The sequence below is a fragment of the Mesorhizobium sp. M7A.F.Ca.AU.002.02.1.1 genome (assembly GCF_003998535.1).
In the GTDB taxonomy this organism is placed as follows: domain Bacteria; phylum Pseudomonadota; class Alphaproteobacteria; order Rhizobiales; family Rhizobiaceae; genus Mesorhizobium; species Mesorhizobium ciceri.
This window is the reverse complement of the sequence record NZ_RZPB01001392.1, coordinates 1-689: the sequence shown is the minus strand read 5'-3', so window position 1 is coordinate 689 and position 689 is coordinate 1. Positions and strand designations below refer to the sequence as shown.

The window sequence follows — 689 nt, the reverse complement described above, 5'->3', positions numbered from 1 at the left end:
AGCCAGTGAAGCCAATGGCCCCTATGATCCGGCGCGCGACGCCACGACGCTGCCGCTGATCCGCCGGGCGATCGAACGCGGCGTGCCGCTGCTCGCCATCTGCCGCGGCATCCAGGAACTGAACGTGGCGTTGGGCGGCACGCTCGGCACCGAGATCCAGGAGCGCGAGGGTTCGCTCGATCACCGCGCGCCGGTGAGCGAGAAGCAGGACGAACGCTTCGCCATCCACCAGACCATTTCGATCAAACCTGACAGTTGCCTGGCCGGTGTGTTCGGTGCCGGCGACATCAAGGTCAATTCGTTGCACCGCCAGGCGATCGACCGGCTCGGTTCGAAGCTGCAGGTCGAGGCCGTCGCCACCGACGGCACGGTCGAGGCGGTTTCGGTGCGGGACGCCCGCGCCTTCGCCGTCGGCGTGCAATGGCATCCGGAATACTGGGTCAAGTCGGACAGCAATTCGGTGAAAATATTCCGTGCCTTCGGCGATGCGGTTCGGCTGCACGCCGCAGCGAAGGCCGGCGCGCGGGCCGCAGCGGAATAATCAGTCGCCGGATTTTTTATCACGGGTGGCCGCCAGCGACAGCAGCGGCAGCGCCGGGGCATAGGATTCGTAGCCGTCGCCATCGGCAGCCGCGAAGGTGACGATTGGATCGGTGCCATTGGCGCTGAAGGCAACGGTGCCATCGTTT

The 689-nt window shown here is 65.9% G+C and carries 1 protein-coding gene; it reads left to right on the top strand.

Translation table 11 applies throughout. The features are described 5' to 3' along the window. The coding region (locus tag EN879_RS37930; RefSeq protein ID WP_164774946.1) for a gamma-glutamyl-gamma-aminobutyrate hydrolase family protein at nucleotides 1-541 on the top strand (541 nt) is incomplete at its 5' end. Between the last annotated feature and the right edge of the window lie 148 nt (nucleotides 542-689).